Source organism: Erythrobacter sp. JK5, assembly GCF_018205975.1.
Classification (GTDB): domain Bacteria; phylum Pseudomonadota; class Alphaproteobacteria; order Sphingomonadales; family Sphingomonadaceae; genus Erythrobacter.
Window position 1 is genome coordinate 3,143,931 of sequence record NZ_CP073577.1, and the last position, 24,782, is coordinate 3,168,712.

General features: G+C 65.6%; 30 protein-coding genes. 20 read left to right on the top strand and 10 right to left on the bottom strand.

Going from position 1 to position 24,782, the window contains the following annotated elements:
* Positions 1 to 91 precede the first annotated feature (91 nt).
* Complete coding sequence (locus KDC96_RS15320; RefSeq protein WP_212449296.1) at positions 92 to 1,321, top strand: phosphatidylserine/phosphatidylglycerophosphate/cardiolipin synthase family protein; 1,230 nt, start codon at positions 92 to 94, stop codon at positions 1,319 to 1,321.
* A gap of 17 nt (positions 1,322 to 1,338) precedes the next feature.
* On the opposite strand, the gene KDC96_RS15325 is transcribed toward KDC96_RS15320, so the two are convergent.
* The gene (locus tag KDC96_RS15325) at positions 1,339 to 2,847 is read right to left on the bottom strand and encodes a replicative DNA helicase (protein ID WP_212449298.1); all 1,509 of its coding nucleotides are present in this window, start codon (positions 2,845 to 2,847) and stop codon (positions 1,339 to 1,341) included.
* 148 nt (positions 2,848 to 2,995) lie between these two features.
* Here KDC96_RS15325 and KDC96_RS15330 point away from each other — a divergent pair, with 148 nt between their 5' ends.
* The 3 genes from KDC96_RS15330 to KDC96_RS15340 are packed head-to-tail and all read left to right on the top strand — an operon-like array spanning position 2,996 to position 4,660.
* Positions 2,996 to 3,502 carry a UPF0262 family protein gene (locus KDC96_RS15330; protein ID WP_212449300.1) on the top strand — a complete coding sequence of 169 codons (507 nt, stop codon included), beginning with the start codon at positions 2,996 to 2,998 and terminating at the stop codon, positions 3,500 to 3,502.
* Between the two features lie 7 nt (positions 3,503 to 3,509).
* On the top strand, positions 3,510 to 4,232 hold the full coding sequence (locus KDC96_RS15335; RefSeq protein ID WP_249171824.1) for a glycoside hydrolase family 25 protein: 723 nt from the start codon (positions 3,510 to 3,512) through the stop codon (positions 4,230 to 4,232).
* Positions 4,211 to 4,660, top strand: coding sequence for a cytidine deaminase (locus KDC96_RS15340; RefSeq protein WP_371815501.1), 450 nt, complete (start codon positions 4,211 to 4,213; stop codon positions 4,658 to 4,660). The genes KDC96_RS15335 and KDC96_RS15340 overlap by 22 nt, the downstream gene beginning before the upstream one ends.
* Here KDC96_RS15340 and KDC96_RS15345 read toward each other — a convergent pair.
* Both KDC96_RS15345 and KDC96_RS15350 read right to left on the bottom strand, forming a co-directional pair.
* A complete protein-coding gene (locus tag KDC96_RS15345; RefSeq protein WP_212449302.1) occupies positions 4,657 to 5,796 on the bottom strand; it encodes a M14-type cytosolic carboxypeptidase in 1,140 nt (379 codons plus the stop codon). The two genes, KDC96_RS15340 and KDC96_RS15345, sit on opposite strands and share 4 nt — an antisense overlap.
* Positions 5,793 to 6,434, bottom strand: coding sequence for a hypothetical protein (locus KDC96_RS15350; RefSeq protein WP_212449304.1), 642 nt, complete (start codon positions 6,432 to 6,434; stop codon positions 5,793 to 5,795). Before KDC96_RS15350 ends, KDC96_RS15345 begins: the two co-directional genes overlap by 4 nt.
* Positions 6,435 to 6,547: 113 nt before the next feature.
* Here KDC96_RS15350 and galE point away from each other — a divergent pair, with 113 nt between their 5' ends.
* The 3 genes from galE to KDC96_RS15365 all read left to right on the top strand — a co-directional run bounded on the left by galE (position 6,548) and on the right by KDC96_RS15365 (position 8,468).
* Complete coding sequence (galE, locus tag KDC96_RS15355; RefSeq protein WP_212449306.1) at positions 6,548 to 7,561, top strand: UDP-glucose 4-epimerase GalE; 1,014 nt, start codon at positions 6,548 to 6,550, stop codon at positions 7,559 to 7,561.
* A gap of 87 nt (positions 7,562 to 7,648) precedes the next feature.
* A complete protein-coding gene (gene ykgO, locus KDC96_RS15360) occupies positions 7,649 to 7,774 on the top strand; it encodes a type B 50S ribosomal protein L36 (protein ID WP_007165381.1) in 126 nt (41 codons plus the stop codon).
* A gap of 91 nt (positions 7,775 to 7,865) precedes the next feature.
* Positions 7,866 to 8,468 carry an HAD-IA family hydrolase gene (locus tag KDC96_RS15365; protein ID WP_212449308.1) on the top strand — a complete coding sequence of 201 codons (603 nt, stop codon included), beginning with the start codon at positions 7,866 to 7,868 and terminating at the stop codon, positions 8,466 to 8,468.
* Positions 8,469 to 8,591: 123 nt separating this feature from the next.
* On the opposite strand, the gene KDC96_RS15370 is transcribed toward KDC96_RS15365, so the two are convergent.
* On the bottom strand, positions 8,592 to 8,933 hold the full coding sequence (locus KDC96_RS15370; protein WP_212449310.1) for a hypothetical protein: 342 nt from the start codon (positions 8,931 to 8,933) through the stop codon (positions 8,592 to 8,594).
* A gap of 178 nt (positions 8,934 to 9,111) precedes the next feature.
* Between KDC96_RS15370 and KDC96_RS15375 the strand changes: the two genes are divergently transcribed.
* Positions 9,112 to 9,666, top strand: coding sequence for a helix-turn-helix domain-containing protein (locus tag KDC96_RS15375; protein ID WP_212449312.1), 555 nt, complete (start codon positions 9,112 to 9,114; stop codon positions 9,664 to 9,666).
* Between the two features lie 92 nt (positions 9,667 to 9,758).
* Positions 9,759 to 11,549, top strand: coding sequence for a DNA helicase RecQ (gene recQ / locus KDC96_RS15380; protein ID WP_212449314.1), 1,791 nt, complete (start codon positions 9,759 to 9,761; stop codon positions 11,547 to 11,549).
* Here the strand turns inward: recQ and KDC96_RS15385 are convergent.
* Genes KDC96_RS15385 through KDC96_RS15395 form a run of 4 tightly spaced genes read right to left on the bottom strand, consistent with a single transcriptional unit; the run spans position 11,536 to position 14,204 of the window.
* Positions 11,536 to 11,967 (bottom strand): GtrA family protein, encoded by a 432-nt coding sequence (locus KDC96_RS15385; RefSeq protein WP_212449316.1) that lies wholly within the window; start codon positions 11,965 to 11,967, stop codon positions 11,536 to 11,538. The genes recQ and KDC96_RS15385 overlap by 14 nt on opposite strands.
* Positions 11,964 to 12,116: a hypothetical protein gene (locus KDC96_RS16515; RefSeq protein ID WP_249171825.1), complete on the bottom strand. Its 153-nt coding sequence runs from the start codon at positions 12,114 to 12,116 to the stop codon at positions 11,964 to 11,966. Before KDC96_RS16515 ends, KDC96_RS15385 begins: the two co-directional genes overlap by 4 nt.
* Positions 12,077 to 12,652 carry a ferritin-like domain-containing protein gene (locus tag KDC96_RS15390; RefSeq protein WP_249171826.1) on the bottom strand — a complete coding sequence of 192 codons (576 nt, stop codon included), beginning with the start codon at positions 12,650 to 12,652 and terminating at the stop codon, positions 12,077 to 12,079. Before KDC96_RS15390 ends, KDC96_RS16515 begins: the two co-directional genes overlap by 40 nt.
* A 55-nt stretch (positions 12,653 to 12,707) precedes the next feature.
* Positions 12,708 to 14,204, bottom strand: a complete 1,497-nt coding sequence (locus tag KDC96_RS15395) for a YifB family Mg chelatase-like AAA ATPase (protein WP_212449318.1) — start codon at positions 14,202 to 14,204, stop codon at positions 12,708 to 12,710.
* A gap of 230 nt (positions 14,205 to 14,434) precedes the next feature.
* Here KDC96_RS15395 and KDC96_RS15400 point away from each other — a divergent pair, with 230 nt between their 5' ends.
* The 7 genes from KDC96_RS15400 to KDC96_RS15430 all read left to right on the top strand — a co-directional run bounded on the left by KDC96_RS15400 (position 14,435) and on the right by KDC96_RS15430 (position 19,541).
* Entirely contained in the window at positions 14,435 to 15,469 is a 1,035-nt protein-coding gene (locus KDC96_RS15400) for an alpha/beta hydrolase (RefSeq protein WP_212449320.1), read from the top strand.
* Positions 15,470 to 15,567: 98 nt separating this feature from the next.
* Positions 15,568 to 15,702 (top strand): 50S ribosomal protein L34, encoded by a 135-nt coding sequence (gene rpmH, locus KDC96_RS15405; RefSeq protein WP_212452778.1) that lies wholly within the window; start codon positions 15,568 to 15,570, stop codon positions 15,700 to 15,702.
* Positions 15,703 to 16,026: 324 nt separating this feature from the next.
* Complete coding sequence (gene rnpA, locus KDC96_RS15410) at positions 16,027 to 16,419, top strand: ribonuclease P protein component (RefSeq protein ID WP_212449322.1); 393 nt, start codon at positions 16,027 to 16,029, stop codon at positions 16,417 to 16,419.
* Positions 16,416 to 16,625 (top strand): membrane protein insertion efficiency factor YidD, encoded by a 210-nt coding sequence (yidD, locus tag KDC96_RS15415; RefSeq protein WP_212449323.1) that lies wholly within the window; start codon positions 16,416 to 16,418, stop codon positions 16,623 to 16,625. Before rnpA ends, yidD begins: the two co-directional genes overlap by 4 nt.
* Positions 16,626 to 16,691: 66 nt before the next feature.
* Positions 16,692 to 18,482, top strand: a complete 1,791-nt coding sequence (yidC, locus tag KDC96_RS15420) for a membrane protein insertase YidC (protein ID WP_212449325.1) — start codon at positions 16,692 to 16,694, stop codon at positions 18,480 to 18,482.
* Between the two features lie 121 nt (positions 18,483 to 18,603).
* A complete protein-coding gene (gene yihA / locus KDC96_RS15425) occupies positions 18,604 to 19,272 on the top strand; it encodes a ribosome biogenesis GTP-binding protein YihA/YsxC (protein ID WP_371815502.1) in 669 nt (222 codons plus the stop codon).
* 62 nt (positions 19,273 to 19,334) lie between these two features.
* The gene (locus KDC96_RS15430) at positions 19,335 to 19,541 is read left to right on the top strand and encodes a dodecin (RefSeq protein WP_212449329.1); all 207 of its coding nucleotides are present in this window, start codon (positions 19,335 to 19,337) and stop codon (positions 19,539 to 19,541) included.
* 21 nt (positions 19,542 to 19,562) lie between these two features.
* Here the strand turns inward: KDC96_RS15430 and KDC96_RS15435 are convergent, their stop codons facing one another.
* Complete coding sequence (locus KDC96_RS15435) at positions 19,563 to 19,982, bottom strand: VOC family protein (protein WP_212449331.1); 420 nt, start codon at positions 19,980 to 19,982, stop codon at positions 19,563 to 19,565.
* Positions 19,983 to 20,265: 283 nt separating this feature from the next.
* On the opposite strand from KDC96_RS15435, the gene KDC96_RS15440 reads away from it, so the two are divergent.
* The gene (locus KDC96_RS15440) at positions 20,266 to 20,928 is read left to right on the top strand and encodes a glutathione S-transferase family protein (RefSeq protein WP_212449333.1); all 663 of its coding nucleotides are present in this window, start codon (positions 20,266 to 20,268) and stop codon (positions 20,926 to 20,928) included.
* Positions 20,895 to 21,803 (top strand): S1/P1 nuclease, encoded by a 909-nt coding sequence (locus KDC96_RS15445; protein ID WP_212449335.1) that lies wholly within the window; start codon positions 20,895 to 20,897, stop codon positions 21,801 to 21,803. The genes KDC96_RS15440 and KDC96_RS15445 overlap by 34 nt, the downstream gene beginning before the upstream one ends.
* On the opposite strand, the gene KDC96_RS15450 is transcribed toward KDC96_RS15445, so the two are convergent.
* The gene (locus tag KDC96_RS15450; protein WP_212449337.1) at positions 21,800 to 22,267 is read right to left on the bottom strand and encodes a cupin domain-containing protein; all 468 of its coding nucleotides are present in this window, start codon (positions 22,265 to 22,267) and stop codon (positions 21,800 to 21,802) included. The two genes, KDC96_RS15445 and KDC96_RS15450, sit on opposite strands and share 4 nt — an antisense overlap.
* Positions 22,268 to 22,296: 29 nt before the next feature.
* On the opposite strand from KDC96_RS15450, the gene dapE reads away from it, so the two are divergent.
* A complete protein-coding gene (gene dapE, locus KDC96_RS15455) occupies positions 22,297 to 23,436 on the top strand; it encodes a succinyl-diaminopimelate desuccinylase (protein ID WP_212449339.1) in 1,140 nt (379 codons plus the stop codon).
* 1 nt (position 23,437) lies between these two features.
* Complete coding sequence (locus KDC96_RS15460) at positions 23,438 to 24,763, top strand: dicarboxylate/amino acid:cation symporter (RefSeq protein ID WP_212449341.1); 1,326 nt, start codon at positions 23,438 to 23,440, stop codon at positions 24,761 to 24,763.
* The last annotated feature ends 19 nt before the right edge of the window (positions 24,764 to 24,782 follow it).

The following is a 24,782-nucleotide window of genomic DNA, read 5'->3' on the forward strand; positions in this document are numbered from 1 at the left end:
GGATTTTCAGAAAGAGCGCCGCACCTAGGCACGAGGGGGGTAAGAGTCAAGAAATTGCAGTCGGCACGCACTTGCCGCTACAGCGTCCGACATGATCGACGATCCCCTCAATCCGGAGCTCGAAACCGGCGATGCCGAGCGCTGGGAAAGCGACCCGAACGAGACCTTCGAGGGATACCGCGATGCCGACCCGTTCGAGGTCGAAACGCAGGATCACCGGTTCGTGTTCTACCCGGCGGGGATCGATCGGCTTGCCGCGCTGGAAAGCCATATCCAGGACGCGACCGAAACCCTGCACGTCTTCTTCTACCTGTTTCAGCCCGACGAGGCGGGCGAACTGGTGCGCGATGCGCTGGTCGCGGCGGCGGAGCGCGGAGTCGCGGTGCACCTTGTGGTCGACGATTTCGGCAGCGACGCACCGCAGTCCTTCTTCGATCCGCTGGTCGAGGCAGGGGCGAAGTTCGACCTGTTTTCGCCGCGCTGGAACGTGCGCTACCTGATCCGCAACCATCAGAAATTCGTGGTCGCCGACCGCAAGCGATTGATGACCGGCGGCTTCAACGTCTCCGACCACTACTTCAAGCCGCCCGAGGAAAACGGCTGGTGCGATCTCGGCGCGCTGATCGAGGGTCCGGTGGTCGCCCGGTTCGAGGAATGGTTCGGCCAGCTCGATCAATGGCTGTCGAGCGGCGGATCGCAGTTTCGCGCAATGCGGGCGATGGTGCGCGACTGGGATCCCGGTGACGGGCCGGTGCAACTGGTGCTGGGCGGGCCGACCAAGATGACCAGCGCCTGGGCGCTGCGGGTCAAGGAGGATCTCGCGCAGGGCGAGCGGCTGGATATGGTGATGGCGTATTTCTCGCCGCCGCGCAGCGTCCAGCAATTGATCGAACGGCTCAGCCGCAAAGGCGCGGCGCGGCTGATCATGGCGGGCAAGACCGATAACGGTGCCACCATCGGCGCCTCGCGGGCGCTCTATCGCCGGCTGCTGCGCGCGGGAGCGAAAATCGCGGAGTTCCAGCCGAGCAAGCTGCACATGAAGCTGCTGGTGATCGACGACGTGACCTATTTCGGCAGCGCCAACATGGACATGCGATCGGTGCGGCTGAACCTCGAACTGATGCTGCGGGTCGAGGATGCCGGGCTCGCCGCCCGGATGCGCGAGCTCGTCGATCATCTCGAAGACTACAGCACGCCGATCACCGACAGCTGGTTTCGCCAGCGCGCAAGCTGGTTCAACCGCGCGCGCTGGCGGCTCAGTTACTGGCTGGTCGCGGTGTTCGATTATTCGGTAGCGCGCAGGCTCAATCTCGGCCAGTAGCCGCGCACCGCCGCGCCCTATTCGTATCCGTAATCCGAATAGTCGCGCTTGTTGGGCGAGGTGAACTTGGTGATCTCGCTCTGGAAGTGCAGCGGCACGTTGCCGGTGGAGCCGTGGCGCTGCTTGGCGATGATCAGCGATGCCTTGTTCTTCACTTCGAGATAGCGCTCTTCCCAGATGCGGTATTTCTCCACCGCATCGGCGCTGCTGGTCTCGGTCGGCATGTCGGGCCGGCTCGCCTCGTGATAATAGTCTGCGCGGTAGATGAACCACACCATGTCGGCGTCCTGCTCGATCGAGCCGGATTCGCGCAGGTCGGACAGCATCGGGCGCTTGTCGTCGCGCTGTTCGACCGCGCGGCTGAGCTGCGACAGCGCGATCACCGGGACCGACAGTTCCTTCGCCAGCGTCTTGAGACCGCGGCTGATCTCGGAAATCTCGTTCACGCGGTTGTCGTTGGCGCGGCCCGAACCCTGCAGCAGCTGGAGGTAGTCGACCACGATCAGCCCGATATCGTGCCGCCGCTTGAGCCGCCGCGCGCGGGTGCGCAGCGCGGCGATCGTGAGCGCGGGGGTATCGTCGATATACAGCGGCAGCTCGGCGAGCCGCTGGCTGGCGAACGACAGCTTCTGGAAATCCTCGCGGCTCATCTTGCCGGTGCGCAGCGTCTCGGAGCTGATTTCGGCCTGTTCGGCGAGGATACGCGTCGCCAGCTGATCGGCGCTCATTTCGAGGCTGAAGAACGCGGTCGGCGCGCCGTAGTTGAACTCGCCGCCGTCGCGCTGCCATTCGAGATGCGCCTCGGCGCAGTTGAAGGCGATGTTGGTCGCGAGCGAGGTCTTGCCCATGCCGGGACGCCCGGCGAGGATCACGAGGTCGGAATTGTGCAGGCCCGCGGTCTTCTGGTCGATCACCGATAGCCCGGTGGTCTTGCCCGACAGGCCGCCGCCCGAATTCATCGCCGCTTCGGCCATCTTGATCGCGGTCAGTGCGGCGTCGCGGAAAGTCGAGGCCTCGTTGCCGGTCGCCGCGCCTTCGGCGACCTTGAACAGATCGGCCTCGGCCTGGCTGATCCGTTCCATCGGATCGGTTTCCTGCGACGTGTCGAGCGCCCCTTCGACGAGGCCGCGCCCGACGCTCACCAGTTCGCGCAGCAGCGCGAGATCGTAGATCTGCTGCGCCAGTTCGCGCGGGGCGAGCAGTCCGGCACCGTTGGCGGTCAGCTGCGCGAGATATTTCGGCCCGCCCAGTTCCTTGAGCGCCTCGTCGGCTTCGAAATAGGGGCGCAGCGTCACTGGCGATGCGGTCGCGTTGCGCTCGATCAGGGTGAGCACGCGTTCGTAGATGCGCCCGTGCAGCGGCTCGAAGAAATGATCGGGCCGGATCGGGGTCTGCAATTCCTCGATCACGCGGTTGTCGATCAGCACCGCGCCGAGAAACGCAGCCTCTGCTTCGAGGTTCGACGGGAGCTTGCGCGCGCCGCCGGTGTCGTCCGCGACGAGCTGCAGTTTTTCGGGTTCGGCCATCGGCCCCTGATGACGTCTCGACCCGGATTCGCGCAAGCCCAAATCCTGCCAATATATTTTTGGCGGACCGTCTTGGGTTGTGGATAGCGGGGATGGATCATCGAAGTGCTTGAAGTCCGCCCCTTCGATCTGCGAAGGGACGCGGGCCATGGCCATATCGCCAACCGATTCCGCGAGCACCTATCGCATCGCCCACATCGCTCTCGACGAAGAGACGATCCTGTGGCGCAACGCCGATGTCGAGCAGGAGCGCCGCGTCGCGATCTACGACCTGATCGAGGAGAACACGTTCAAGCCGGTGCGCAGTGCCGAGCGCGGGGCGAAGGGTCCCTATCGGTTGCAGCTGGCGGTGCGCGACGGGCGGCTGGCGATGGATATCAGCAGCTCCGAGGAGGAACTGCTCGAAACCCTGCTGATCGGGCTCGCCCGGTTCCGCCGCCCGATCCGCGAATATTTCGCGATCTGCGACAGCTATTACCAGGCGATCCGCAAGGCGACTCCGGCCGAGATCGAGACGATCGACATGGCGCGGCGCGGCATTCACAACAATGCGGCGGAGCTGTTGCTCGAACGGCTCGACGGCAAGGTCGAAACCGATTTCGCCACCGCGCGCCGCCTGTTCACGCTGATCTGCGTGCTGCATATCAAGGGTTGAGCGGCGCGTGGCTCGCACCCGATCCCGCCGCCGCACGGGTGGCACGTTGCGGCGCTGGATGCTGCGGGGCGTCGCCTTGCTGGCGCTGGCCGCGATCGTCTTCGCCGCCTGGTTCTGGTGGGACATGCGCACCTGGCGTCCGTCCGAATCGCTCTATCCCGAGCAGGGTGCGGTGGTGCGCAGCGATACCGGGGCGCTGAATTTCGTGACATTGAAAGCGATCGGGGCGCAGTTCGCCTATCTCGAGCTTGCGCCCGAACCGGGCGCGATCGACGAAGGGTTCGCCGAGCGGTACCGGCGCGCGCGGGCGGCGCAATTGCAGGTCGGCGTGATCTATCCGTTCGATCCCTGCCAGCGCGCCGATCCGCAGTCGCAGCTGTTCACCCGCATGGTGCCGCGCGATGCCGGCCTGTTGCCGCCGGCGATTGCGCTGACCGCAACCGGCGATCAGTGCGCCGAGCCGGTCAGCGAAGCGGCGGTCGAGAACGAGGTGCTGACGCTGGTTAACCAGATCGAGATGCATGCCGGCAAGCCAGCGATCCTCAAGCTCGGCAAGGCATTCGAGCAGCGCCACGGCACCGCGACCAGCCTGCAGCGCGACCTGTGGCTGATGCGCGACCGCGCGCGGCCCGATTACGCGCCGCGTCCGTGGCTGCTATGGAGCGCGAACAGCCAGATGGTGAGCGAAGCGGCGGAGGAGCCGGTGGAATGGGTCGTGGTGCAAAGATGACGATCGAAAGCGAGACCGAAGACCGGTTGATCGCGGCGGCGCGAAGCGCGGCGCGCGATGCCTATGCCCCCTATTCCGATTACCGGGTCGGTGCGGCGCTGCTGTTCGATGACGGCAGCATCGTCACCGGCAGCAATGTCGAAAATGCCAGTTACGGCCTTGCCCTGTGCGCCGAGACGGTCGCGGTGGCGCGCGCCTTCGGCGAAGGACGGCGCGGCGGCTTGCGGGCGGTCGCGGTGGTCGGTCCGATGGACAAAGGCGACGGGTTGCCGATCACCCCCTGCGGCCGCTGCCGCCAGGTGCTCAACGAGCTGGCACAGCTCGGCGGCACCGATCCGCTGGTGCTGTGCGTCGGCAATGACGAAGTGCGGCGCGTGGCGCTATCCGAGCTGTTGCCGCACGCCTTCGGCCCGGCGCATCTCGGTTAGGCTTCCTCGCTCTCCAGCCACTCGACCAGCGCCGCAAGGCAATCGCGCGCCAGCAGCTTGCAGCGTTCGGGCGACCAGCCCTGCTCGGGCTCGGGAAAGTCGGCGAGGTCCTTGTACGGCATCTCCAGCGTCATTGCGCAGCATCCGAAGCGCTGGGCGACCTGGTTCGTGCTGATCGACAAATTGGCCTTGCCCGGCGCCGACTTCGGATAGCCGAGCCTGGTCTGGAAATCGGGTGTGCGACGGTCGAGAATGCGCTGGTAGCGGTAGAAGCGCTCGCCCTGCGCGTCGGTCCAGCCCGGTATTCCTTCGAAGCCCGCGAGGAACACCGCAGGGATCGCTTCGTCGCCGTGCACGTCCATCGCGAAGTCGACTCCGGTTTCGTCCATCCGGTTGCGGATCGCGAGCACCTCGGGGGATTTTTCCGCGCTGGGGCTGATCCATTCGCGGTTGAGATTGGTCCCCACCGCGTTGGTGCGCAGGTGGCCGCGGCGCGAGCCGTCGGGGTTGCAATTGGGCACGATGTGCAACCGGCAGTGCTTGCGCAGCGCCCGCGCAACCGGGTCGACGGGATCGGTGAGGCATTCGAGCGCGCCCTCCATCCACCATTCGGCTTGCGTCTCGCCGGGATGCTGGCGGGCGTAGAGCCACACCTGCGTTTCGCCTTCGCCCATTTCCAGCATGTCGAGCGGCTGCCCGTCGAGCGTGGTCGCGAGCCGCACCAGCTCGACCCCTTCGCAGGCCGCCGCTTCGGCGACGAGATCGTGATGCCGCTCCATCGAATAGGGTGCGAAATAGGCAAACCATGCGACGTTCGATGCCGGCGTGTAGCGGATCGTGAGCGTGCCTTCGTCCGCATCCTTGTCGAACGCGCTGGCAGCGCGCGCCCAGTATTCGCGGTCTTCGGAAACGCAGGCATCGTAGCCAGGCCATCCGCCGGGATAGGCGCTGTGGTTGAGGCCGGTCAGCCTCAGCGTCAGGTCCTGCCCCGCCGCACCGGTCACCCGGAAGTGAAACCACTGCGCGAATTCGCTGTTGTGGTCCTTTCGGATGGCGAGGCGGGCATTGCCTCCGTCGATGGCGAGCACGTCAATATTGCCGCTGTCGAAAGCGGCATCGATGGCGATCTGGGTCATTCGGATCCTTGGGTTTCCACGTTCAGTTCGTCGACCTCGACGGTCACGGTCTCGCCATTGCCGCCGGGGAAGTCCTTGAACAAGGCCGCAGCCAGCGTGCGGGCGCTGACATCCACATCCGAATAGGGCGATTTGATGCTGGTCGGGATCTGCGCGCGCCCTTCCCACAATGCCTCGCCCGCTGCATCGGAAATGCGCACCTCCAGCTCGGTCACGACATTGGGTCCGCTGCGCCCGCCGCCCAGATTGATCCCGATGCCGAGGCCGACCCCGCTGCCGTAGGAGCCGGTGCTGGCCCCGCTGCCGACCGTAACCGGGCTGCGCGGATTGTCGCCCGCGATCTGGGTGCGGCGCGTGCGGATGATCGCCTGCTGTCCGCCTTCCGGCGAGGCCGCGAGGATGTAGCCGAGCCGCAACAATTCGCTGCCCACCGCTTCGCGAAAGGCGGCGCGGGCGTTTGCGTTCTCGACCTCTTCGGCAATCACGAGCGCGATCGCCCCCTGGCCGAGCGCTGCGGGCCGCTCCGAAACGAACCGCGTGACTTCGACCGGGCCGGTGTAGGTCCCGGCGCAGGCGGACAGCGCCAGTGCCGCGCATGCGGCAGCCACGGTGCGGACTGTGGGGGAATGGGGGTGCATGGCGTATTCCTCTCTTGCGCCCGCTATAGGCCAGCCATGGCGCTGTGCAAAACGGCTGTTCGGCAGACGCTTGCTTCACGCTTTGTCAGGCGAATCCTGATACAGGCGCGCGGATGAGCGATCCCTCGCACCCTCCCGTGCTGGTGACTGGCGGCGCCGGTTACATCGGCAGCCACGCCGTGCTCGCGCTGCGCGATGCCGGGTGGCCGGTCGCGGTGATCGACAACCTCACCACCGGCTTTCGCTTCGCGGTGCCCGACGGCGTGCCGCTCTACGAAGGCGATATCGCGGATGGCGCGCTGCTTGCGCGCATCTTCGCCGAGCAGAATACGCGCGCGATCATGCATTTCGCCGGTTCGATCGTGGTGCCCGAAAGCGTCGAAAACCCGCTCAAATACTACCACAACAACACCGCCAAGAGCCGCGCCTTGATCGAGGCGGCGGTGCAGGCGCGCATCCCGCATTTCATCTTTTCGTCGACCGCGGCCACCTACGGCGTGCCCGAAGTATCGCCCGTTGCCGAAGACACGCCGCAGCGTCCGATCAACCCCTATGGCTGGTCGAAACTGATGACCGAACAGATGCTCGCCGATACCGCGGCGGCGCATCCGCTCAATTATTGCGCGCTGCGATACTTCAACGTCGCCGGGGCCGATCCGCGCGCGCGCTCGGGCCAGTCGACGGCGGGAGCGACGCACCTGATCAAGGTCGCGGTCGAAGCGGCGCTGGGCAAGCGCGACCATGTCAGCGTGTTCGGCACCGATTACGACACGCCCGACGGGACGGGGGTGCGCGACTACATCCATGTCAGCGACCTCGCCGCCGCGCACGTGCTCGCGCTTGAGGCGCTGATCGCCGAACCCGCAGTCTCGCTGACGATGAATTGCGGGTATGGCCGCGGCTTCTCGGTGCTCGACGTGCTCGACGCAGTCGACCGGGTCACCAACGTGCGGATCGAGCGGCGGTTCGAGGCGCGGCGCGCGGGCGATCCGGCGGCGCTCATTTCCGACCCTACGCGCATCCGATCAACCCTGCCGTGGCAGCCGCAATTTGCCGATCTCGACACGATCATCGGCCATGCGCTTCAGTGGGAGCGCAGCCTTTCCGAAATGCGCGGGAATGGTTGACTATTTCCGATTGGCACCTTAACTGCGCGCCACGAATTTCGAGCGCCGGGCCGAGTCTCGGCGCCTTTTATTTTGAGAGATACGACGATGAAAATCCGCAACAGCCTCAAGTCGCTGAAGAACCGCCACCGCGATTGCCGCGTGATTCGCCGTCGCGGTCGCACCTATGTCATCAACAAGACCAACCGTCGCTTCAAGGCTCGCCAGGGCTGAGCGACGCGTTGACTGCGCCCGACGGTCCGGGCGCTAGCGGCGGCCCGCCTCCTTCCGGAGCGCGGGCCGCAGTTGTTTCGGGAGCGATGAATTGCGCAAGGCGGTGGTCTTCGATGTCGGACGCGTGCTGTTCCAGTGGCAGCTGCGTGCCCTGTTCGAAAAACTGATCGACGATCCCGCCGAGCTCGACTGGTTTTTGGCCCATGTCGTGACCGAGGAATGGCATTACCAGCACGACCTCGGGCGCCCGCTGGCGGATATGGTACCCGAACGGATCGCCCGGTTTCCCCGCTACGAGCACCATCTGCGCGCCTATGTCGATCGCTTCAACGAAACCATCCCCGGCCCGGTCGCGGGAACCCATGCCCTGGTCGAGCGGCTCGCCGAGCGCGCGGTCCCGCTGTTCTGCCTGACCAATTTCGGAGACGAGTTCTGGGCCGGGTTCCGCCCGACCGAGCCGATCTTCGACCTGTTCGAGAACATCGTGGTTTCGGGCACCGAACAGGTCGCGAAGCCCGATCCGCGGATCTACGAGATCGTCGAACAGCGCAGCGGCCGAACGGGCGAGGCGCTGTTCTTCACCGACGACAATCCCGCCAATATCGAGGCCGCGCGCGCACGCGGCTGGGACGCGCACCTGTTTACCGATGCCGCGGCGCTGGAACGGCAATTGACCGTATCCGGCTTTCTCTGACCTGGCGGAATCTGGTTCTTCGCACAAAAAATTCCCCGGTCGCAGCCTGGGGATGACTGCGCCGGGGATTGGAGACGACCGCTCGCGTGGAGAGAGGCGAGCGGTTCGGGGGTCGGTTGGAGCCTATTCGCCGTTGCACTTGGCCAGCTTGTCGGCCGCCAGTTCTTCGCCCTTGGCGGTGAAGCTGGTGACTTCGCCGAATTCGCGCGCGAGCCCGCGGCAAATGCGCATCGGGCGCGAAGTGCCCTTGTTGGCGACGCAGGTCGTGCCTTCGCAGGCCCAGGCCACGCCCCCCGCAACCGCGCGGCTTTCATCGGCCGGTTGGGCGAGGGTGGCGGTATAATAGGGGCCTTCACTGGCGGCGACGGGGCCGGAGCCGGTCGCCACGCCGAACGTGAGGCCGGTATAGACCAGCGCCAGCACGAAAACGGTGAAGCGGCCGGTGCGGGGGAGGGAGAGAGTCATCGCATGGTCCTTTCAGATGGGGTCTTGATTGGGTTCGACGTGTGCCCACTCGGTTTCTTTTCGAAACCAGTTGCGAATCACTACCTATGCGATTAGGTTTCGAGTTGCAACTAGAAACTGAAATTTTTTTGGCCCTCGCGAGAAATCCGGCTAAATAGGTTGCAGGGAAAGGACTGATATGGGCGAGATAAGAGAACCACTGCGCGAGCTGATCGAGTGCGGTTTGCCGCAAGCACTTGAAGTGATGGGAGAACGCTGGTCGTTCATGATCCTGCGCGCGAGCTTCAACGGGCTCAAGCATTTCGAGGAATTCCTCAGCGAGCTCGGAATCGCGCGCAATATCCTTTCCAACCGCCTTGCGAAACTTGTCGAACACGGCATTCTCAAGCGCGAGCCGTGCGAGGACGATCGGCGCAAGATCGAATATCGCCTGACCGACAAGGGCTTCGACCTGCTGCCCGCGATGCTCGCACTACGCCAGTGGGGGCAAAAGCACGGTGCCGAAATGGTGACCGAAGATCCGGTCCTGGTCGACCAGCGCGATCGCCTTCCGATCGGGCCGGTCTCGATCCTTGCGCATGACGGGCGCATCCTCAATCACCAGGATCTGTGGCTGGTGAAGCGCACCGATCTCGGCAAGCGCACCGATGGATCCTTTGCCACCGCCGGCACCGCACTGAGGCACGGCGATGTGGTCGATCTCGAATCGGCAAAACGCGCGGCGGCGGGCTGACACCGGGTACTTCGTCTGTATAGGTAGGCGCTTGCGCGCGTCGGCCGATCGGGTCGGCGCAATCCAGCCAGTCAGCGGGGCCCTGCCACCTCATGAATGTGACCGCCGAAGCGGACCTGCACCAGCTGCTGCGCCGCACCTTCGGCTTTACCGGGTTTCGCGGTTCGCAAGAGGCGGTGATCGATCGCATCATGCGGGGCGAACATGCGCTCGCGCTGATGCCGACCGGGGCGGGCAAGTCGCTGTGCTACCAGCTGCCCGCGCTCGCCCGTCGGGGAACGGCGATCGTGGTGTCGCCGCTGATCGCGCTGATGCACGACCAGATCCGCGCGGCGAACGCAGTCGGCATCCGGGCCGCCTCGATGACGTCTGCCGATTCCGACAACGCCGGTACTGCCGCGCGGCTGCGCGCAGGCGATCTCGACCTGCTCTACGTGGCACCCGAACGCGCCACCACTCCCGCTTTCCAGTCGCTGCTCGCGCATGCCGAGATCGCGCTGATCGCCATCGACGAAGCGCATTGCGTGTCCGAGTGGGGGCACGATTTCCGCCCTGATTATCGCGGGCTGAGGCCGATGCTCGACCGGTTCGACCACGTGCCGCGCCTCGCGCTGACCGCAACCGCCGATCGCACCACGCGCAATGACATTCTCGTCCAGCTCGGTATTCCGGGCGAGGGCCTGATCGTCGCCGGGTTCGACCGGCCCAACATCCGCTATGCCATCGGCCCGCGCCAGAATACCGGCAGGCAGATCGCCGATTTTGTCGCGCGCACCCCCGGGGCGGGGATCGTCTATGCGCAGAGCCGCAAGGCGACCGAACAGCTGGCACACAAACTCGCCGGTACCGGCCGCCCGGTCGGCGCGTATCATGCCGGGTTGCCACCCGAAGAGCGCGCACGCGTGCAGGAGGCGTTCGTCCGGTCCGAAGACATGGTGATCGTCGCCACGATCGCGTTCGGGATGGGCATCGACAAGCCCGACGTCCGGTTCGTGGTCCATGCCGGTCTGCCGAAATCGATCGAGGCCTATTACCAGGAAACCGGGCGCGCCGGACGCGACGGCGACCCGGCCGAAGCTCAGCTGTACTGGGGGGCGAGCGATTTTTCGAAGGCCCGCCAGTGGCTGGGCGAAATCGAGGAACACCGCCTCGCCAGCGAACGCGCCCGGCTCAACGCGCTCGCCGCGCTGGTCGAGGCACCGACCTGTCGCCGTGCGATCCTGCTCCGGCATTTCGGCGAAGAGCCGCCGGAACAGTGCGGCAATTGCGACAATTGCGAAACCCCGCCCAAGGTGGTCGATGTGACCGAGGTGTCGCAGAAGCTGCTCAGCGCGGTCTACCGCACCGGGCAGAGCTTCGGCATCGGGCACGTCGAGAAGGTGCTGCTCGGCCGCGATGACGAGCGCGTGACCCAGCGCGGGCACGATCGGCTGTCGGTGTTCGGCATCCTGCGCGAAGCCGAAGCCCCGCTGCTGCGCCCGGCGATGCGGACGCTGATGGCGCACGAGATGCTGGTCACCACCGATCACGGCGGACTGGCGCTCGGAGCCGGGGCGCGCGCGGTGCTCAAGGGCGAACGATCCGTCACGATCGCCGAACCCCCGCCGAAGGCCCGCCGCCAGCGCGGCGGCGCGCGCGGTTCGGAACCCAACCCGGTCGGCGACCCGCTGTTCGAGGCGCTGCGCGAAAGGCGCAAGACTCTGGCGCAGGAACACAACGTCCCCGCTTACGTCATCTTTCACGACAGCGTGTTGCGCGCGATGGCGAGCGAACGGCCGACCTCGCTGGCGGCGATGGGCGGGCTGTCGGGGGTCGGCGCGAAAAAGCTCGAAACCTATGGCGAGGCGTTCTGCGAGGTGGTGCGTGCGGCTACACGCGCCTGAAATTCAAGACCGCGTTGAGCACGAACACGACGAGCCCGGCGACCACCGACACCAGGATCCGCACGATCAGGTAATGCGCCGGCAGCAGCGGCAGCAGCAGCGCCATCAGGCCCATGGTCAGCCCCAGGCCGACCAGCCCGTTGGTCAGGAAATAGACGAAGCCGCTGGCGAGCGGGCGGTCGGTCCCGCGGAAGATCCAGCTCCGGCCGAAGCTGTAATGCAGCGTGTTCGCGACCAGGAAGCCGATGCCCGAGGCAATCACCTCGTCCATCCCGAAGCGTTCGACCAGGACCCACAGCACGCCGAGGCCCACCAGGAACACGCCGGTGCTGACCACGGTGTTGCGCACCAGCATCGCTCCGACCCGGGGCCGGAACAGCCGGGCGATCAGGTGCGGCGCCGCCGCGTTGCGCGTCACGTGTGCGCGAGCCTGGCCCTCATGCTGTAGCGATCGGGATCGGTTTCGCCCTCATCGGCCCACTGCTCCCGGCGGCGGACGAACGGGTTGAGGAACAGCGCCGGCAGTTTCACGAACAGCAGTTCGGAATGGATGAAGTGGTCCACCATGCGCTCCCACCAGCTCGCATCGCGCCCCGAATGCCGGCGCAGCCAGCCCTCGTAGGGGCCCAGTGGCTCGGCTCGTCGCGCTCGATCACCTCGAAAATCCGGACCAGCGCCGGGTCCGATCTCACGAACCGGTTGCGCAGCAGGATTTCGACCTGCTTGTGGCCGCGCTGCTCGGTCAGCGAGATCACCCGGCACAGCCGTTCGAACAGCCGATCGTCATCGATTATCGCCTGCGTATCGAGCTTGTCGATCGGCGTCGCGAACATGATCTCGATGAACCGGTCGATATGCCCGAAGGTGCGATCGACGAACAGCGGACGGGTTCCCCTGAGCTCGAACCAGCGTTTGAACATCACGTAGTGCTTGCGCTCGTCGGCGCGGTGCTGCTCGACCGCCGCGATGAATTCCTTGTCGTCGGGCGACCGCGCGACGACCGCTTCGAGCACCCGGTCGAGCGCGGTGTAGCCGCGATGCTCGTTATAGATGTAGATCGACCCGAGCAGATCGAGATACTTGTTCCGGAACCAGGTTAACATGCAATTCTCCGCCGATGCGGAACAGCAATAGCATCGTCGGAGCGATTCGTGCGATCTATCGTCGCCCCACCGTCTGCCGATAGCTCAGCGCTTCGGCCACATGCACGCGCCCCACTTGTTCTTCCCCGGCAAGGTCGGCGATCGTGCGGGCGACCCTGAGCATTCTTGTGTAGCTGCGCGCGGACAGCCGCAGCTTCTCCGCCGCCTGCATCAGCAGCGCCTTGCCCGCTTCGTCCGGTGCGGCGTGGCGTTCGAGCCGCTCGCCCTCGAGCTCGGCGTTCGAGCGGACCCCGCGCTCCCGGCACAGAGCCCGCGCCGCCGCAACCCGCCGCGCCACCGCCGCGCTGTCTTCGGCGGGCGGGGGCAGCGAGAGGTCCATCGCCGACACCGCGCCGACCTCGACATGCAGGTCGATCCGGTCGAGCAGCGGGCCGGACAGCCGCGCCTGGTATTCGCTCGCGCAGCGCGGCCCGCGCGCGCAGACATGGCCCGGTTCGCCCGCATGGCCGCAGCGGCACGGGTTCATCGCCGCGATCAGCTGCACCCGTGCGGGGAAGGTGACATGCGCATTGGCGCGCGCGACGTCGACCTGACCGGTCTCGAGCGGCTGGCGCAGCGAATCGAGCACCGGGCGCTGGAATTCGGGCAGCTCGTCGAGGAACAGCACGCCGAGATGCGCGAGGGAGACTTCGCCGGGGCGGACCTTGAGCCCGCCGCCGGTCAGCGCCGCCATGCTCGCCGAATGGTGCGGCGCGCGAAACGGACGCGCGCGGCTGATCTGGCCCGAATCGATCATCCCTGCGACCGATTGCACCATCGACACTTCGAGCGCTTCGGACGGGGTCAGTTCGGGCAGGATACCGGGCAGGCAGCTTGCGAGCAGGCTCTTGCCCGATCCCGGCGGGCCGACCATCAGCAGATTGTGCCCGCCTGCCGCGGCGATCTCGAGCGCGCGCTTCGCGGTTTCCTGCCCCTTCACCTGCTTGAGATCGGCCGAAGGCGGCGGCTCGACCACGTCGCCGCGCACCGGATCGGGCAGGACTTGCGAGCCCTTGAGGTGGCCGAGCAGACCGGTGAGATCGCGCGGGGCGAGCACCGGGACGCCGCTCGCCCACTTGGCCTCGCTGCCCTGTTCGGCGGGGCAGATCAGGCCGAGGTCTGCCTCGCTCGCGTGCAGCGCGGCGATCAGCACGCCGGGCGAAGCGACCACGCGGCCATCCAATGACAATTCGCCGACCGCGATCCAGTCGGTCAGCTGCTCGGCATCGGTCACCCCCATCGCCGCCAGCAACGCGAGCGCGATCGGCAGGTCGTAATGCGAACCGTCCTTGGGCAGGTCGGCGGGGGAGAGGTTGATGGTGATCCGCTTGGGCGGCAGCGCGAGGCCCATGGCGGACAGCGCCGCCTGCACGCGTTCTCTGCTTTCGCTCACCGCCTTGTCGGGCAGGCCGACGATCGAGAAGCGCGGCAGGCCCGGGGCGACCTGGCATTGCACTTCGACGCTGCGCGCTTCCAGCCCGAGGTAGGCGACCGTCCTCACCAGTGCGACCATTCAGGCCGCCCCCGTGCCGGAATCGCGCGAAACCCGCGCAGCGGTAACCACCTTGCCGACCCGTCCGGCCATGTCGCGCCCCTCTTTCCGCTGCGCCTAAATACCGCGCATTGCAGGGCATTTTGGCGGGTTAGGCAAGCATTGTCGAGCGATCAGGCGCGCCATCGCAATAACTTCGCAAGCATAAAACTTCGCAATTCCTAAAAGCCGGCAATGGCATGTCGAACGGCATGAAGTTCCTTGCCACCCTGTTCGCTGCGATCCAGCTGGCTTTGCTGCCGGGCGCGCTTGCTGCGCAGGATTATGCCGGTGCACGCACAGTGGTGACGGAACGATGGGTCGAGGAATGGGACCCGGCGACGCAGCGCTGGGTGCGCGTGGCCGACGATCCGGCCGGTTTCGCCGCGACCCAGGATCTGCCGGTCGTGACCGCGGCTTCCATCGAGACCATGGCAGTCGACGCGGTGCCCAACGCCGCGCGCTATTCTCTGCCCGAGCGCGGTCCGCGATTGGAGACGGGCCTGGCGCAATACGGGCCATTTCTGGTGCTCGACCGCCACCGCGCCGCCCTGCTGGGTTCGACCGACCGGATGAGCCCGGCATGGTTCGACGCGATGCTGCGCGATTTCCCCGGGCTCGAAGTGCTCGAAATGGTCGAGGCTCCGGGCACCAGCAACGATATCGCCAACCTCGCGGTCGGTCGCCGCATTCGCGCGGCGGGCCTGCGCACGCACGTGCCCGATGGCGGCTCTGTGCGTTCGGGTGCCGTCGAGTTGTTTCTGGCAGGGACCAGCCGGTCGATGGACGACGGCGCGGAATTCGCGGTGCATTCGTGGCTCGACAATTATGGCCGCCAGCCCGGCGATTTCGCTGCCGACCATCCGGCCAACCGGCTGTATCTCGACTATTACGTCGAAATGGGCATGAGCGAGCGCCGGGCGCGCGAATTCTACGCGATGACCAATTCGGTTCCGCATGCCGGCGCGCTGTGGCTGGGAGCCGCAGACATGCGCCGATGGGTCGCCCCGGCGGTGCGCGGGGTTCCTGCCCGTCGCGCGCTGGCTGCGCGTGCTGCGCCGGTGTCGGCGTTCGCCGGGTTCGATCAGCCGCTGACGCTGCCTGCCATCGACACGCGGACAGCAATTGCGCTGCTCGACGTAACGCTGCCGCGCACGGGTCCGAATATCGAGTATGGCGATATCGGCATGCATGCGATCGCCCGTCTGGACGTCGCATTGCTTGACTCGCACGCGGCTTTCCCATAATCGCGCGCCCCTGATGCGGTCGCTGGATGGCGGCCCTTTTTGTTGGCGCTGTCTCCTGTGTTAGATCAGCGGCGCCGGACCAGGTATTCGAGGACGATATGAAGCGGACTTTCCAGCCCAGCAATCTCGTGCGCAAGCGCCGCCACGGGTTTTTCGCACGCAAGGCCACCGTCGGTGGTCGCAAGGTGCTGCGCGCCCGCCGCGCGCGCGGTCGCAAAAAACTCACCGCGTAATTTCTTGCGCAGCGCATCCGCGCTGCGATCTCCTCGCGTTTTTGTTTTCGCCCTCAAGCGCCGGGCGCGGGCCATCCGGCCCGCTTGGCTTTCGCGGCATAAGCCGCGGCGCGCGGTCGCGCTTGCGGGCTCCTTTCAGGAGCCCGTTCGTGTTCTAGGTAGATGGCTTGGTGGCGGAGCCCGGCTGCGCAGCAGCCGCAAGCGCGACCGCGCGCCCGCAGGCCCGATAGGGCCGAGGAAATCGCAGCGCGGATGCGCTGCGGAAAACAAAGACTCGGAAAACAATGACTCTGCGCCCGGCCCCACGTTCGCTAGTGTCGTGAAGTGAAACTCTCCACCCTCACCAGGCGCGCGGACTTCCTTGCCGCCAACAAGGGGCTGCGCAATGCGCGTGCCGGCTTCGTGCTGCTCACCCGGCCCAATGACGGGCAGGGCATCCGCTGCGGGATCACCGTCACCAAAAAGATCGGCAATGCCGTGGTGCGCAACCGCATGAAGCGGCGGTTTCGCGAGCTGCTGCGCGCGGCGCTGCCGGAGAAAGGCCTGCCCGATCACGATCACGTGCTGATCGGTCGCGCCGGCGGTGTGGAACGCGATTTTCACACCATGGCCGAAGACCTGGACAAGGCGCTCGACCGGGCGCGCGCGGGCAAGGGCGATTCCGCGCGGGGACGCCGCCCCCGGCGCGGCGACCGCCAGCGCGGCGACCGCCGGTGAAGCACCTCCTCATCTTCATTGCACGGGCCTGGCAGTGGGGCCCATCGCGGATTCTGCCGCCGACCTGCCGCTATGCCCCGTCGTGCAGCGAATACGCGATCGAGGCCTTGCGCAAATATGGTGCGCTCAAGGGTGGATGGCTGGCGACAAAGCGGCTAATGCGCTGCCACCCGTGGGGCGGGCACGGTCATGATCCGGTGCCCTAGGGGTGCAAATGCGAACCGTCGTAGACATATAACACACCTCGTTCGAATTCACATCAGGGCATAATCTTGGACAACCAGCGCAATCTGTTGCTCGCCGTGGCGCTTTCGGGCCTGCTCATCCTGGGCTGGGACCTGATCATGCGCACGGTCTATCCCGAAGCGTCGATCACCGCGCCGACCGAGCAGGTCGATCCCGCCGCGCGCACCAGCGCTGCGGGCGCGCCCGGCACCAGCACCGTCGCCGCCGATCTCGCGGGCGATGCCGCGCCCGCCGGTCCGGTCGATCTTTCCGCAGCGCTGGCCGATCCCAACCGCGTCGTCATCGACACGCCCAGCGTGGCCGGGTCGATCAACCTCGTCGGCGCCCGGATCGACGATCTCGTGCTCAAGCATTACCGCCAGACGGTCGAGAAGGATTCGGGCCCGGTCCGGCTGTTCGCGCCAGAGCGCACCGAAGGGCAATACTTCGCCGAATTCGGTTTCATCGCCGACGGCGAGCGGATGTCGCCCACGGCGCAATGGCAGGCCGATGGCGCGCGGCTGACGCCGCAATCGCCCGTCACGCTGACCCGCACGGACGAGAACGGCGTGAGCTATGCGATCCGGTTCGCGATCGACGACGACTACATGATCACCGCATCCCAGACCGCCGACAACGGCAGCGGGAATGCGACGATCATCCAGCCGTTCGCGTTCATCAAGCGCACCAGCCAGAACGCGACGCAGGACCAGTTCATCATCCATTCGGGCCCGATCGGGGTCTTCGACGGCACGCTGCACGATCCCAACAATTACGAGGAACTGGCCGAGATCGGTCGCGATGCGCCGCAAGGCAGGGCCGCCTGGCTCGGCTTTACTGACCGCTACTGGCACTCCGCGCTGGTTCCGGGAGAGGGCGATACCGATACGGTCGGATTCCGTTCGCTCGGCAACCAGCTGTTCCGCAGCGATCTGATTTATGACGCGCAGACCGTTCCCGCGGGTGGATCGCTCTCCCAGTCCACCCGGTTGTTCGCCGGGGCCAAGGACAGCGTCATCCTCAACCGGTATGAAGACAGCGGCATCACCTATTTCGGCAAGGCGATCAGCTGGGGCTGGTTCGAATGGTTCGAAAAGCCGATGCTGTGGCTGCTGCGCACCCTCAACGGGCTGATCGGCAATTTCGGCCTCGCGATCATCGCGCTGACCTTCATCATTCGCGGGCTGATGTTCCCGATCGCGCAGAAGCAGTTCGCGAGCATGGCGCAGATGAAGGCCGTGCAGCCGAAGATGAAGGCGATCCAGGAACGCTTCAAGGACGACAAGCAGAAACAGCAGCAGGAAATCATGAAGCTGTACAAGGACGAGAAGGTCAATCCTCTCGCCGGGTGCCTGCCGCTGATCATCCAGATCCCGATCTTCTTCGCGCTTTACAAGGTGCTGATGCTGGCGATCGAGATGCGGCATGAGCCGTTCATCTCGTTCTGGATCAGGGATCTTTCCGCGCCCGATCCGTGGACGATCCTCAACCTGTTTGGCCTGCTGCCGTTCGAGGTGCCCGGGTTCCTCGGCATCGGCGTGCTCGCGGTGCTGCTCGGGATCACGATGTGGCTGACCTTCAAGCTCAATCCGAGCGCGATGGACCCGGTTCAGCAGCAGATTTTCAACTTCATGCCGTGGATCCTGATGTTCGTCATGGCTCCGTTTGCCGCCGGGCTGCTGATCTACTGGGTGACCTCGAACCTGTTGACGCTCGCGCAGCAGACCTACCTGTATTCGAAGCACCCGCAATTGCGCGCGGCGGCGGAGAAGGAGAAGGCCGAGATGGCAAAGAAGAAGGCGCGCGAGGACGCGGACAAGGCGAAGGGCGGGGCCTAGTTTCCCGATTCGAAAAACCCGTTCGTGCTGAGCCTGTCGAAGCACCGCTCTTCTTCTTCTTGAGCAACGGTCCAGATAGAAAGGGCGGCCCTGCGACAGGCTCGGGGCGAACGGTGGTTTGGTGGACGACGAGAAAGCACAACAGAAGCGCGAAGACGCCGCCTCCCGGCTTTTCTCCGGGCGGGTGGAATTCCTGCTGTCCGCGCCGCAGCTGAAATTCCTGCCCGAACCGACCGTGCCCGAAATCGCGTTTTGCGGTCGCTCGAACGTGGGCAAATCCTCGCTGCTCAACGCGCTCACCGGGCGCAAGGCGATCGCCCGCGCCTCGGTGACGCCGGGCCGCACGCAGGAATTGAACTTTTTCGAAGTCGGCGAGCCCACGAAATTCCGGCTGGTCGACATGCCCGGCTACGGCTTTGCCAAGGCGCCGGTAAAGGTAGTCGAGCGCTGGAAGAATCTGGTGAAGAGCTACCTGCGCGGGCGGCCGGTGCTGGCGCGCAATCTTGTCCTGATCGACAGCCGTCACGGCATCAAGGATGTCGACCGCGAGATGATGAAAATGCTCGACGAGGCGGCGGTCGGATACCGCATCGTCCTGACCAAGACCGACAAGATCAAGGCGAGCGAGCTCGAGAAGGTCGCGGCGAAGGTGGCCGAGGAAGCGAAGAAGCACGTCGCGGCCTATCCCGAACTGCACCTCACCAGCAGCGAGAAAGGCATGGGCATCGCGGCGCTAAGGGCGGCGGTGGTGGCGGATGCGCTGGGCGAGGAGTGGCTGCGCGAGGTCTGACGGTGCCATCTCGCCGCTTCGTGCGTTGGAACAGGTGAAACCCCAAAACGGAGGAGAGCACCATGTCCGACAATACCTACAAGATCATCGAAATCGTCGGCAGTTCGACCGAGTCGATCGAAGACGCCATCCGCGGCGCAGTGAAGAAGGCTGCGAAGACCGTCCACAATCTCGGCTGGTTCGAAGTGGTCGAGACGCGCGGCCACATCACCGACGGCGACGTCGCGCATTTCCAGGCGCATCTGCGGGTTGGCTTCACGCTCGATTGAGGTGGCTGTCGGTCGTTCGCTCTACGTTGCAAACAGCAGCGCTACATCCGCGAACGCCTTGAACTCCAGGGCATTGCCCGCCGGGTCGCGCAGGAACATCGTCGCCTGTTCGCCGGGCTTGCCCTTGAAGCGCACCGTCGGCTCGATCACGAACTCGGTGCCCGCCGCGCGCAGCCGATCAGCCAGCGCTTCCCAGTCCGCCATGTCGAGCACCAGCCCGAAATGCGGGACGGGGACGCCGTGGCCGTCCACATGGTTGCTGGCACGGTCCCCGGCTTTGCCCGGCGCGAGGTGCGCAACGATCTGGTGGCCGTGGAAATCGAAGTCGATCCACTCCTCGGACGAGCGCCCCTCTGCGCAGCCCATCACGCCGCCATAGAAGGCGCGCGCCGCAGCGAGATCGTCGACCGGGAAGGCGAGGTGGAACGGCGGCATGCTCATGGCCAGGCTGTCTATCTCCAATCGCGCGAACGCCAAACCGATTTCCTACACGGCGTCAATCGGACATACACGGGCCTGCCCGACCCGCCGAAAAAAGGAAAAGTGTCGGAGAAGTGTCAATTTCGATTTTTGGGCACTAGTTTCTGAAAACAAATGGAGAATTCCTGATTCCTCCGATTGACACTGTGTCATGTGTGTCAACTTTGCCGTTCAGGCTCGACAGCGAAAGGCTGAATATCTAGGGATTCTCCCATCGCAGTCCCGCAAGGTGGAGCAGGCAGGCATGAAACTGATTGTCGGCAACAAGAACTATTCGAGCTGGTCGCTGCGCGGCTGGCTCGCGACCAAGCAATCGGGGCTGCATTTCGAGGAGATCACCGTCCCGATCCTGGGCGAGCACTGGGACCAGCAGAAGCAGGAAATGGGCGACGTCCAGCCTTCGAGCGGCAAGGTCCCGATCCTGTGGGATAACGAGATCGTCGTGTGGGACAGCCTCGCGATCCTCGAATATCTGGCCGACAAGGTCGGGCGCGAGCGGTTCTGGCCCAAGGACGATGCCGCGCGCGCCATGGCCCGATCGATGGTCGCCGAAATGCACTCGGGCTACACCGCGCTGCGCAACGACCTGCCGATGAACGTGCGCCGCCGGGTTCAGCTCGAGGAGATTTCCGAACAGGCGAAGCACGATATCGTGCGGATCCTGGGCCTGTGGGCGGAGGCGCGCGCGCGCCACGGCAAGGCCGGGCCATATCTGTTCGGCACCTACGGCGCGGCGGATATTTTCTTCGCCCCGGTCGTTACGCGGTTCATTACTTACGGCATCGGTGTTCCCGGTTTCGCCCAAAGCTACATGCAGGCGATCTGGGAACATGACTGGATGCAGGAATGGATCGGCGCGGCAGAGGAAGAAGAATGGGTGATCGAGCAATACGAGACCATCGGCTGATCCGCCTGCTTGCCGCGCTGGCCGCGCTCGCGATTCTCGTTCCGGCACCGGCGCACGCGTGGGGGTTCTACGCGCACCGGAAGACCGCCGCGATCGCCGAAGCCAACGTCTCGCCCGAAACGCGCGCAAAGATCCGGCGGCTGATGCGGTCCGAGCGGCTGCTGGGTACGCCCGAATGCAAGCTGGCCACGATCGCGGATGCAAGCGTCTGGCCCGATTGCGTACGCCGCAGCTTCTGGCGCTGGGGCTACACCGCCGCATGGCATTATCGCACGACACCGATCTGCGAGGCCTACGATCCGCGCGCAAACTGCGCGGGCGGGAACTGCGTCACCGCGCAGATCGAGCGCAACCATCGCATCCTTGCCGATGAGAGCCTGCCCGATCACATTCGGCTGGAGGCGCTGGCATTCATGGTCCACTTCGCCGGCGACATTCACATGCCGCTTCATTCGGGCGACCGCGACGATCGCGGCGGCAACGATCGCGAGACCGACTACGGGATCGTGCCGAGCCTCAACCTCCACTGGATCTGGGACGGGCCGCTGGCCGAACGCGCCATCAGCGATCCGGCCGACCCGGTGGTGCGGCGTTATTCTTCCGCCGAGCGTGCCGATCTCGGCGGGGGCGTGGCCGCCGACTGGGGCCGCGAAAGTTGGGCGATCAGCCGCGATTTCGTCTACCCGACCGCCTTCGATACCGAGGATGTGTGCGGGCAGGACCTGCCAATGAAGACCGCCTTGTCGCAGGAGGACATCGTTCGCGGAGTGCCGATCGCCAGGCGCCGCGTGCAGCAAGCGGGGGTCCGGATCGCCGAATTGCTCGAAAGCGCCTTCGCGCCGGGGCCTTTGCCTGTGGCCGAGGACGAGCGCTAGGGTATGCGTTCGGTATCGTACCGAGACCCGTCCTTGCGGGCATATCCTTCCGCGTCGAACACCATGTCGATATCGGGATATTCGCCGCTGTCTGCCTCGCGGTCGCCGCCGCTGATCGCCACGAACACGCACGGCGCATTGGAGCGATTGTGCAGCCGATGACCGTTCTCGACCCCCGCCGCCCAGGCGAGAATGTCACCGGGGCGCACGGTTGTTTCCCCGTCATCCTCGATCAACACCGCCTCGCCTTCGAGCATGACCACCAGTTCGTCCTGCCCGCGATGCCAATGCCGCTGCGACGAAGAGGCTCCCGGCTCCAGCACGACATGGCTGGCACCGAGGTTGGTCAGACCCGCCACCGGGGCGAGCCGCCGATACCACCGGCCCGCGACATCGGCATCGAACGGCGCGGGGTAACCCGTCGCATTGGATTGAAGAATCGCATCGAGATCGAGCTTGGGCATCGGCAAATACTCCTGCTAGACGGCACATGATGTCCGAGGTTCTCGATTTCGCCAAACAATTGATTGCCGCGCCCAGCGTCACCCCGGCCACCGGAGCGGTGTTCGATGCACTGGAGGCGATGCTCGTGCCGCTCGGTTTCGCCATCCACCGCTTCCGGCGCGGCGACGGACCGGAAGGCAGCGACGAGGCTCCGGTCGAAAACCTGTTCGCAATCCGGCGCGGCCCGGAAGGATCGAAGCACTTCGCCTTCGCCGGGCATCTCGACGTGGTGCCTCCGGGGGAGGGCTGGGCGAGCGACCCGTTCGAGCCGACGACCCGCGGCGAATTGCTTCACGGTCGCGGCGCGGTCGACATGAAGAGCGCGATCGCGGCGATGGTGCGCGCGGTCGCCGATGTGCCGCAGGATGCCGGAACGATCAGCTTCATCATCACCGGCGACGAGGAAGGTCCCGCGCTGCACGGCACCCGCGCGCTGATCGACTACATGAACGCGGAGGGCATCCAGCCCGACCTGTGCCTCGTCGGCGAACCCACCAGCGTCAATCGGCTGGGCGACATGATGAAGATCGGGCGGCGCGGCTCGGTCAATATCTGGATCACGGTCGACGGCACGCAGGGCCACGTCGCCTATCCGCACCTCGCCGACAATCCGATCCCCAAGCTGGTGGCGATCCTTTCCGAGCTCGACGCGCTGATGCTCGACACCGGGACCGAGTGGTTCCAGCCGAGCAATCTCGAAATCACCGATCTCGAAGTGGGCAACACAGCGCACAATGTCATCCCGGCGCAGGCCAAGGCGCGCATCTCGATCCGTTTCAACGACCTCCACACCGGCAGCAGCCTGTCCGAACGGGTCTGCGCCATCGCCGAGCGACACGGCGGGCGCGCGCTGCCGATCATTTCGGGCGAGCCGTTCCTGACCGAGCCGGGCGCCTTCTCGAACATGCTGGCCGCCGCGATCGAGGCCGAAACCGGTATCAAGCCGGAGCAGTCGACCACTGGCGGGACCTCCGATGCGCGGTTCCTGCGCGCGGTCTGCCCGGTGATCGAATTCGGCCTGTGCAACGCGACCATGCACAAACGCGACGAGGCGGTGGCCATCGCCGACCTCGATACGCTAGCCCGGATCTACACCCGCGTGGCGTTGGCCGCGCTCGAAGGACACTGACATGAGCGATACCGCACCGCCGACTTCGACCGCCGCCGACGGAACGGCCCACAAGCCGAAACGCGGCCTCTTTGGAAGCTGGTTCGCGATCTCCTTGTGGCAGCGGGTAATCGCTGCGCTGATCCTCGGCATCATCGTCGGCTATGTCTGGGGGCCGGGCGCGGAGAGCATCAAGATCGTCGGCGACGTCTTCATCGCCTTCATCAAGATGCTCGTCGTCCCGCTGATCTTCTTCAGCCTCGTCGCCGGGGTCGCCTCTATCGGCGATCTCAAGAAGCTCGGCAGCGTCGGCTGGCGGGCGCTGCTGCTGTTCGTGGTCACGGGCCAGATGGCCGTGTGGCTGGGCCTTGCGCTTGGCACGTTGGTGCAGCCGGGTTCCGGCCTCGATGCGAGCGGGATGGACCTCGATGCGGCCGCGCTCGAACGCGCGCAGGAGCGGCAGGAAACCGGCGTCACGATCCAGCAGATGATCCTCGAAATGGTCCCGTCCAGCCCGGTGCAGGTGATGGCAGACGTCAACGTCCTGCCGCTGATCATCTTCTCGCTGCTGATCGGGATCGGCATCCTGATGGCGAAGGAAGAGGGTGAGCCGGTCCTGAAGATCTTCGATAGCGGCAGCATCGTCATGCAGAAGGTGACGATGATCGTCATGGAACTCACCCCGTTCGGCGTCTTCGCGCTGATGGCGTGGGTCGCGGGCACGCTCGGGATCGAGGCGCTGCAGGCGCTCGGGATCGTCGTGATCCTCAACTATGTCGGCTGCTTCCTGATCATCGGCCTGATCTATGCCGGGATGATCAAGTTCATCGCGCGCCTGCCGGTGATCGATTTCTTCCGCGGCATCGTCGATGCGATCGCGGTGAGCTATTCGACCGCGAGTTCGAATGCGACGCTGCCGGTGACGCTGCGCTGCGTGCGCCGCAACCTCGGCGTATCGAATTCGGTGGCGAGTTTCGTGGTCAGCCTCGGCGCGACGATCAACATGAACGGCACCGCGATGTATCTCGGCCTTGCGACGCTGTTCGGCGCGCAGGTGTTCGGGGTCGACCTCAGCTGGGGCGACTACGTGATGATCTCGGTACTCGGCACGCTCGGCGCGATCGGCGCGGCGGGCATTCCGGGGGCGGGCCTGATCATGATGGTGCTGGTGTTCGGCGCGGTCGGCGTACCGCTCGAAACGATCGCGCTGGTCGCGGGGATCGACCGGATCATGGACATGATGCGCACCACGACCAACGTCAGCGGCGACGCGGCGGTGGCAACGACGGTGGCAGCGCTGACGGGCGAGATCGACCGGGCCGAGATGATCTCGGCCGATGACGTCTAGTGGCTTGTCCAAATTGCGA

Bases quoted from the DNA above. Each gene is read 5' to 3' on its own strand.
- KDC96_RS15320 (WP_212449296.1), top strand. From the start codon at position 92: ATGATCGACGATCCCCTCAATCCGGAGCTCGAAACCGGCGATGCCGAG.
- KDC96_RS15325 (WP_212449298.1), bottom strand. From the start codon at position 2,847: ATGGCCGAACCCGAAAAACTGCAGCTCGTCGCGGACGACACCGGCGGC.
- KDC96_RS15330 (WP_212449300.1), top strand. From the start codon at position 2,996: ATGGCCATATCGCCAACCGATTCCGCGAGCACCTATCGCATCGCCCAC.
- KDC96_RS15340 (WP_371815501.1), top strand. From the start codon at position 4,211: ATGGGTCGTGGTGCAAAGATGACGATCGAAAGCGAGACCGAAGACCGG.
- KDC96_RS15345 (WP_212449302.1), bottom strand. From the start codon at position 5,796: ATGACCCAGATCGCCATCGATGCCGCTTTCGACAGCGGCAATATTGAC.
- KDC96_RS15350 (WP_212449304.1), bottom strand. From the start codon at position 6,434: ATGCACCCCCATTCCCCCACAGTCCGCACCGTGGCTGCCGCATGCGCG.
- galE (WP_212449306.1), top strand. From the start codon at position 6,548: ATGAGCGATCCCTCGCACCCTCCCGTGCTGGTGACTGGCGGCGCCGGT.
- ykgO (WP_007165381.1), top strand. From the start codon at position 7,649: ATGAAAATCCGCAACAGCCTCAAGTCGCTGAAGAACCGCCACCGCGAT.
- KDC96_RS15370 (WP_212449310.1), bottom strand. From the start codon at position 8,933: ATGACTCTCTCCCTCCCCCGCACCGGCCGCTTCACCGTTTTCGTGCTG.
- KDC96_RS15375 (WP_212449312.1), top strand. From the start codon at position 9,112: ATGGGCGAGATAAGAGAACCACTGCGCGAGCTGATCGAGTGCGGTTTG.
- recQ (WP_212449314.1), top strand. From the start codon at position 9,759: ATGAATGTGACCGCCGAAGCGGACCTGCACCAGCTGCTGCGCCGCACC.
- KDC96_RS16515 (WP_249171825.1), bottom strand. From the start codon at position 12,116: ATGGTGGACCACTTCATCCATTCCGAACTGCTGTTCGTGAAACTGCCG.
- KDC96_RS15390 (WP_249171826.1), bottom strand. From the start codon at position 12,652: ATGTTAACCTGGTTCCGGAACAAGTATCTCGATCTGCTCGGGTCGATC.
- KDC96_RS15395 (WP_212449318.1), bottom strand. From the start codon at position 14,204: ATGGTCGCACTGGTGAGGACGGTCGCCTACCTCGGGCTGGAAGCGCGC.
- KDC96_RS15400 (WP_212449320.1), top strand. From the start codon at position 14,435: ATGAAGTTCCTTGCCACCCTGTTCGCTGCGATCCAGCTGGCTTTGCTG.
- rpmH (WP_212452778.1), top strand. From the start codon at position 15,568: ATGAAGCGGACTTTCCAGCCCAGCAATCTCGTGCGCAAGCGCCGCCAC.
- KDC96_RS15430 (WP_212449329.1), top strand. From the start codon at position 19,335: ATGTCCGACAATACCTACAAGATCATCGAAATCGTCGGCAGTTCGACC.
- KDC96_RS15435 (WP_212449331.1), bottom strand. From the start codon at position 19,982: ATGAGCATGCCGCCGTTCCACCTCGCCTTCCCGGTCGACGATCTCGCT.
- KDC96_RS15440 (WP_212449333.1), top strand. From the start codon at position 20,266: ATGAAACTGATTGTCGGCAACAAGAACTATTCGAGCTGGTCGCTGCGC.
- KDC96_RS15445 (WP_212449335.1), top strand. From the start codon at position 20,895: ATGGGTGATCGAGCAATACGAGACCATCGGCTGATCCGCCTGCTTGCC.
- KDC96_RS15450 (WP_212449337.1), bottom strand. From the start codon at position 22,267: ATGCCCAAGCTCGATCTCGATGCGATTCTTCAATCCAATGCGACGGGT.
- dapE (WP_212449339.1), top strand. From the start codon at position 22,297: ATGTCCGAGGTTCTCGATTTCGCCAAACAATTGATTGCCGCGCCCAGC.
- KDC96_RS15460 (WP_212449341.1), top strand. From the start codon at position 23,438: ATGAGCGATACCGCACCGCCGACTTCGACCGCCGCCGACGGAACGGCC.